Genomic DNA, 7,002 nt, shown 5'->3' with positions numbered 1-7,002 from the left:
CCGCCGGATCGGACCGCCGAGAGATAAACACCCTCGGCTCGCTCGGCTTGTGCCGTGAAGACGACGGATCCATCCTCGCCAAGAGCGAGTTTCGAGATGTAAAGGGGCGGGCTGTTCTTCACTCGGAAATTCGACAGGCCGAGAATCGGCGGAGGCGGCGCGGGATAACCAAACTGACCGGGCGTGGCCAGGAAAATAGCGTGATCTCGTACCGGTGGAACATTCGGGCCGCTGGGGATGTTGGACAGGTTAGCGATGAAAGCGATCTGGCCTCGCTGATTGATTGCCAGGTCGAAGATGTGAGTGAAGTACATTGAGGAGGGATCACCCGGCATTCCACTGCCAATAGCCAGATCCCCCGTCGCCGCCAGCTTACGGATCGTGTTCCCGGTGACGACGAAAACGCCGGAGCCGACATCCAGTTCGGCCTCAAAGGCGATCACACCCTGATCATTGATAACTGCCGTCGTAATGGCCGTGATCGTCACGTTTTCGATCTTTTGACCGACCCGCACCACCGGACTCACGACGTTGTTCCTGAGGAGATAGAGGTTGCGCCCTCCGCCGACGTTTCCGATGAAGAGGAGGCTCCCGGTATTATTGGCTGCCAGCACGGGGAAGTCGAAAAAGGTCGCTTGAGGAAGCACGGAGGCGAGATCGGCAACGAGCGGCTCGACCCGTCGGGGAACAAACAGGTTCAACGAGACCGCGACCCCTCCCGAGACCGGGTTGACCAGATTCACACTGATGCGCTGGAAGAGGGCCTCACCATTCGGATTGATGGCAACAGCCGGTGCATTCAAGGTCGTCGAGGACGCTCCGGGGAATTGATTGACCGTGATCCGACCTTCGTTGGTGATGGCCAGGACAGCACTGTTTCCCGTCTCCAGCATGGATGCCGCGCAATAGATGAGTCCAGCATCGGTGACAAACGAGTAGCTCAGGAGTTGAGCGACAAAGTTACCGATTGTCCGCGGCGTGCGGAGGAGTTCTTTGAGTGGACTTCCCCGGCTGAAGCGGTAGAGGCCGAAAACAGGGTTGTCGTTGCGTCCGGGAAATGTTCCGATGAAGGCGACTTCGTTCGAGGGGCCGACCGACCGGGGCGAGAGGACAAACGGCACCAGCCCCGGGGCGCTCTCGAACGTGACCGTCCCCCGGTCCGTCGTCACCGGTTCGCCCGATCGCGCAATTTTCGTGATCGTTCCGCCGGCGGCGAGATAGGCCGTGACAGTCCCCGCTGACTTGTCAAGGAAGGCGATTCCACCCGAGGGTCCAATCGCCTGAAGTTCCGGGCGGATGATGACATCTCCCGTTTCGCTTCGATCACCCGCGACGACGAGGCGTTCGAGGGTCGGTCCCGAGAGGCGGAAGATCGCCTGGCGGGGAGGTCCCTCGCCGGAACTCATCTGGGCTGTGAAGTAAATGGCCCCGGAGTCGGCCAATCGTGGATGGGTGAAGGAGAACAGCGCCCCAAACGGTGTCGTCTCATCGCTGGTGAGAACCGTCGTGATGGTGGAGCCGGAAGCCAGGTACAATCCACTCCGGGCAAAACCGGGATGGGGACCGGGACCCGATGTCTCCGCGGTAAAGAGAATATCCCCTCGATCATTCATCGAGAGACCGTGGATGGCCGTGAAGATTCTTCCCTCGGGAGTGCGGTCACCGATCTGGACAAGCCGGGAGAGCGTTCGCGTGTTCGCTCGCCAGACGAAGATGGCGCCCCGGAATGAGCGGCTGTCGTTGAAGATGGCAAAGGCGGCGTCCCGACTCGAACTGAGGTGGTGATCGGTCGTCGCCGGATCAAATCGTTTTGAGCGGAAGATAATCCGCCCCCCGAGCGTTGGCTGAATTCCAATCCCGTCATTCGATGGGATGCTGAGATTGAGAGCGTACTCAAGCGGGGGAGGCAGCGATCCCGTTGTGACCAATTTCATCGGGAGATTTTGGGCGAATCCGACGCCTAAGTTCATCAGGCTCATCCCCCCGCTGATCACCAGCGCCAGGATGACACGAATACCGTCCTTCGATGAGCGGCTGTATGATTTCCTCATAATCGTCCTCCTCCGAAAAATAACCACAGATTTCTCAGATTCACACCGATGGTCCGCTCCGTGAGAAAGTGTCCACAGGTCGCTCGATGAATCGGCGGCCCGGTCATTTCTTCTCGTAGACAATCTTTCCGTTGACGATGGTCATGATGACTTCGGTCTTCACGATCTCGGTTGCGGGAATAGTCAGGATGTCCTGGGACAGCACGACCATGTCGGCCAGTTTGCCGGGCGTCAGCGAGCCTTTTCTGTTCTCATCGAAAGTCGCGTAGGCATTGGACAGCGTATAGGCTTCGATGGCCTCCTGGACGGTGATCTTCTGTTCGGGGAACCAGCCCTGAGGGTTCGCTCCGTCGAGCGTTCGCCGCGTGACCGCCGCATCAATGCCGAGGATGGGATCGAGCGGTGCGACGGTCCAGTCCGAACCGAACGTCAGCTTCACGCCATGATCGAGGAAAGTGCGAAAGGCGTATGTGGTCTCGCATCGTTTGCGGCCAATGCGCTTTTCGGCCCAGCGGCCATCGTCAATCGCGTGATAGGGCTGAACGCTGGCAATGACGCCCAGCTCGGCGAACCGCCGGAAATCCTTCGGGTGAATGTGCTGGGCGTGCTCGATGCGGAAGCGGCGATCGCGGGGCCCGTTCTGTCGAATGGCTTCGGCGAAAATGTCGAGCATTTCCGAATTGGCGCGGTCGCCGATGGCGTGAACGGCGAGGTGAAGCCCGGCGCGGTCCGCTTCGATGACGAGCCGCTTCATCTCGTCGTAGGGCGTGACGTAGATGCCGCGCGTGCCGGGATCCTGCGTGTAGGGCTCGAAGAAGAGAGCGGTGCTCGAACCGAGCGAGCCATCGAGCATGCCTTTCAATCCGCCGATAGTGATCCAGTCATTGTTGCTGAAATGACGGCGCAGGCCGAGATCGGCCAGTTCCTTCCAGCGACGGAGCGGCCAGCGCCCATCAATGCGGGCCGTCAGCTTGCCTTCGCTGAGGAGGTCCTGATAAATGCGCAGCGTGGTCGGCGTCAGGTCCATATCCGTCAGGCTCGTCACACCGACGCGACGGGCTTCGGCGAGCGCAGCTTCAATTGCCCGCCGCATGTCAGCTTCGCTCGGCGGCGGAATGACGCGCTGCACCAAATCCTGAGCGGCGTCTTTGAGCACGCCCGCAGGCTCGCGCGTCCCCGGTTTTCGGACAATCACGCCACCCGGAGGATCGGGCGTCTCGGCTGTGATCCCGGCCAGCTTCAACGCCAGACTATTGGCCACCGACATGTGCCCGTCGTATCGGGTCACGAAGACCGGGCGATCCGGCACATAGCGATCAATCAATTCGGCCGTGGGGAGCCTCCCTCCAGGCCAGTTGTCGTGATCCCATGTGCCGCCCGTGATCCAGGCTCCCGGCGGAAGCTCGCGCGACTTGGCCGCCAATCGCCGGCCGAACTCTTCTTCGTTTTTCGCATCCTTTAGCTTGACTTCTCCAAGCCAAAACCCGCCGGAAAGAAAATGAGTGTGATTGTCAATGAAGCCGGGCAAAACGAGCTTCCCCTGAAGATCAACGACCTGTGTGCGATCGCCGATGAACTGACGGATTTCGTCATTGGAGCCGACGGCCAGGATGCGCCCGTGCCAGACGGCGACGGCCTGCGCTTGCGGCCGCGCGCGATCCACCGTCCAGACCTTCCCGTTGAGAAGGACCAGATCCGCCCTGATCGGCTGCGAGAGAGAGGACATCATCCCCAGCACAAGCATGACTCCCACGACGCCCAGGCGATACATACGTTACCTCCCTTCGGCGGGTGAACATCAAAATCGGACGTTCAAAATGTCAAAGGCAACAGGTCTTGTCAACAAATGTGGCGCAAGCTTTCGAGCATGCGCTTTTTTTCGCGGACTGGAACATCCGCGCTACGTGTAGCGCGGGCTTTCACGCCTGCGGGGCATTCGCAGACGGGAAAGTCTGCGCTGCCTCGGAAGAAGTGCTATCCCCAACGGGGAGGCTTTCGGTGGAAAACGCGCGGAGACGTTCGACCTCTTCCGGGAGGACATCGAGGACGTAATCAATGTCCTCGCGGGTGGTGTTTTTGCTCAAGGAGAAGCGGATGCTTCCCTGAACGCTTTCGCGGTCCCGTCCCAGGGCCAGCAGGACATGCGATGGCTCCAGCGAGCCCGAGGAACAGGCGGCTCCCGTTGAGACGGCGATCCCTCGCAGATCAAGTCGGATCACAAGCGATTCCGCTTCGAGGAATCGGAACGTGACGTTACTGATGTGGGGGACCCGGGCGTCGCGGTGGCCGTTGAAGAGGACGTGAGGGATGCGTCGCACGATCTCCCGCTCCAGGTAGTCGCGCAGCTCACGCATGTGCGCCGCCCACCGGTCGAGGTGGCGTCGCGCGAGGTCAGCCGCCACGCCGAACCCCACGATGGCCGGGACATTCTCGGTTCCCGATCGCTTGTCGCGTTCGTGGTGCCCGCCGTCCATCTGGCGAACGAGGCGAACGCCGCGCCGCACGTAGAGAGCCCCGATTCCTTTCGGGCCATGAATCTTGTGGGCGGACATCGTCAGAAGGTCCACGCCCAGGTCGTGAACATCAATCGGCATTTTGCCCAGAGCCTGCACGGCATCGGTATGGAGAAACGGCGGTGCAGGCTTACCTTCGGCTCGTCGCCCTCGCAGGTAGTGGCCGATCTCCCGAATCGGCTGGATGGTCCCGATTTCGTTGTTGGCCAGCATGATGGTGATGAGGATCGTGTCCGGTCGAATGGCCGATGCGACATCCTCCAGGCGAACGAGTCCGTCGGCGGTGACCGGGAGATAGGTCACCTCGAAGCCGCGCCGCTCCAGCGCGCGACAACTTTCCAGCACAGCCGGATGTTCAATCTGTGACGTGATGATGTGCCGACCTCGATCACAATGGGCTTCGGCGATGCCTTTGATGGCCAGATTATCGGATTCCGTTCCCCCGCTGGTGAAAACGATCTCCGGTGGTGTGGCATTGATCAGTTCGGCCACGGCCGCCCGTGCCGTCTCGACCGCTGCCCGCGCCCGCTGACCAAACGTATGAATCGAGGAGGCATTGCCGAACTCCTCCATCCAGTAGGGCTGCATGGCCTCATACACGGCCGCGTCCAGGGGCGTGGTCGCGCTGTTATCGAGGTAGACGCGCCGGAGCATAGGTAGAAAATTTTGCGTCCGTTGCCTAGAATTTGCAACATGAGCGCAGCCGGTCGGGTCATCACGCTGATGACCGATTTCGGGTTGAGCGACTTTTTCGTCGCCGCCATGAAGGGGGTCATCCTCTCGATCAATCCCCAGGCAGTTGTCGTTGATGTGACGCACCTCATTCCCCCTCAGGACATCGAAACGGCCGCCCTCACGCTGGCCGATTGCTACGCGACGTTTCCCGCGGGAACGATTCACGTCGCTGTGGTTGATCCCGGGGTGGGTTCGGAACGGCGCGCTCTCCTTGTTCGATCGGAGCGATATTTCTTCATCGGTCCGGACAACGGACTCTTCAGCTTCATCTACCGGACGGAAGCGATCGCTGAGATCCGGCAGATTACGGCCACGCGCTACTTTCGTCATCCGGTGAGCCGAACTTTTCACGGTCGGGATATTTTCGCTCCGGTTGCGGCCTGGCTCTCGACGGGCGTTCCTGCCGACGCTTTCGGGCCGGTGATCAACGATCCGGTCACGTTTGCCCTTCCCTCGGTGGAGGTCGTCTCGGCTCGCCATCTTCGGGGGCATGTCATTCACGTAGATCGGTTCGGCAATCTCATCACCAACCTGACCGAGGAGCATGTCCCCCCCGATCTCATTGCGTGCGGCGGCAAGCTCATAATCGCGGGTCGAGAGATCACGACCATTCGGACGCACTTCGAGGAAGGGTCGGCCGGCGAGCCGTTTGCCCTCGTGGGAAGCACCGGGCGCGTGGAGATCGCCGTGGCGCGGGACTCGGCGGCTAGGCTCCTGGGTGTGGGTCGGGGGGCTGCGGTCGAGGTGCTGCTGCCCACAGGGGCGACGGCCGATCCGGCGAGCGATAGATGAAGCGGGCGCGACCGAAGCGAATCTCGAATCCGTCTTTCAACAAATTCTCCTTCACCCGGCGTCCGTTGACGTAGGTCCCGTTGGTACTGTTGAGGTCAATGGCGACGAAATTTCCCGCCGGATGCCAGACGAGCCGGGCATGATGTTTGGAGACGGTGGGATCATCAATGACGAAGGTGTTATCGAGCGTCTTGCCGACGGTGATCTCCGGTTGATCGAGGATGAAGGCGATCTCTTCACGGCCATCGCCTGTGGGTCGGACCAGATGGGGAAAGGCCAGCGGCAGAGACGGCGGGCGCGAGGCCAATAAGCTCGCCCCGCAGTCGGCGCAAACGGTCAGTCCGGCGTGCTGTCGTCGGCCACAGGTGGGGCAGAGTCGGTCATCCTCAACCGGTGCGATCGGCTGACCACAGTGAGGACAGGGGTGTCCTCCGATCCCCATCGCCCCGCAGGAGGGGCAGAGAGCGGCTGCGCTCAGCAGCATCGTCTCTCGACGATGCGGCGAGCGAACGACGTGGCGCACGGTCATGATTTCGACGTAGATGAAGATGCTGATCATGAGCGCCACGATGATTGCGATGACGAGGTATTCCGGCAGCGCCCCGTACTGTCCCGCCGTCAGCACCGCGTCGAACAATCCGTGAAGGAGCGAGGCCGCCAGCCAACCGCTGACAATTGTGGCCACGCGCCGGCTCCCCACATTGGGCAGCGTTCGCGCGCGACTGAGCGCCAGTCCCCAGAAAGCGGCAAACAGCGCGTGCCCCGGATTGGACAAGATACCGCGCACCACAAACACATCGGTGCCGAATCGGCCCAGATAGAGCAGATTTTCCGCGGCAGCAAAGCCGAGGGCGGCCGCGGCGCTATAGACGACGCCGTCCACCGGCTCGTTGAACTCCGGTCGCCGATAG

General features: G+C 61.2%; 5 protein-coding genes. 1 reads left to right on the top strand and 4 read right to left on the bottom strand.

The annotated features are described in order from the left end of the window. The 3 genes from VNM72_07780 to VNM72_07770 all read right to left on the bottom strand — a co-directional run. Positions 1-2,051: choice-of-anchor tandem repeat NxxGxxAF-containing protein (locus VNM72_07780; protein HXF05300.1), on the bottom strand; the 2,051-nt coding region annotated here is incomplete at its 3' end. 103 nt (positions 2,052-2,154) lie between these two features. Continuing rightward, a complete protein-coding gene (locus VNM72_07775; GenBank protein HXF05299.1) occupies positions 2,155-3,822 on the bottom strand; it encodes an amidohydrolase in 1,668 nt (555 codons plus the stop codon). A 148-nt stretch (positions 3,823-3,970) separates the two neighbouring features. Continuing rightward, positions 3,971-5,218, bottom strand: a complete 1,248-nt coding sequence (locus tag VNM72_07770) for a cysteine desulfurase family protein (protein HXF05298.1) — start codon at positions 5,216-5,218, stop codon at positions 3,971-3,973. 39 nt (positions 5,219-5,257) lie between these two features. On the opposite strand from VNM72_07770, the gene VNM72_07765 reads away from it, so the two are divergent. Further along, a complete protein-coding gene (locus tag VNM72_07765; GenBank protein HXF05297.1) occupies positions 5,258-6,091 on the top strand; it encodes an SAM-dependent chlorinase/fluorinase in 834 nt (277 codons plus the stop codon). On the opposite strand, the gene VNM72_07760 is transcribed toward VNM72_07765, so the two are convergent. Continuing rightward, positions 6,006-7,002, bottom strand: a 997-nt coding sequence (locus VNM72_07760) for a PrsW family glutamic-type intramembrane protease (protein HXF05296.1), incomplete at its 5' end; no start/stop codon positions are given. The genes VNM72_07765 and VNM72_07760 overlap by 86 nt on opposite strands.

Source organism: Blastocatellia bacterium (genome assembly GCA_035573895.1).
GTDB lineage: Bacteria > Acidobacteriota > Blastocatellia > HR10 > HR10 > DATLZR01.
This window is presented reverse-complemented; position numbering and strand designations above follow the sequence as displayed.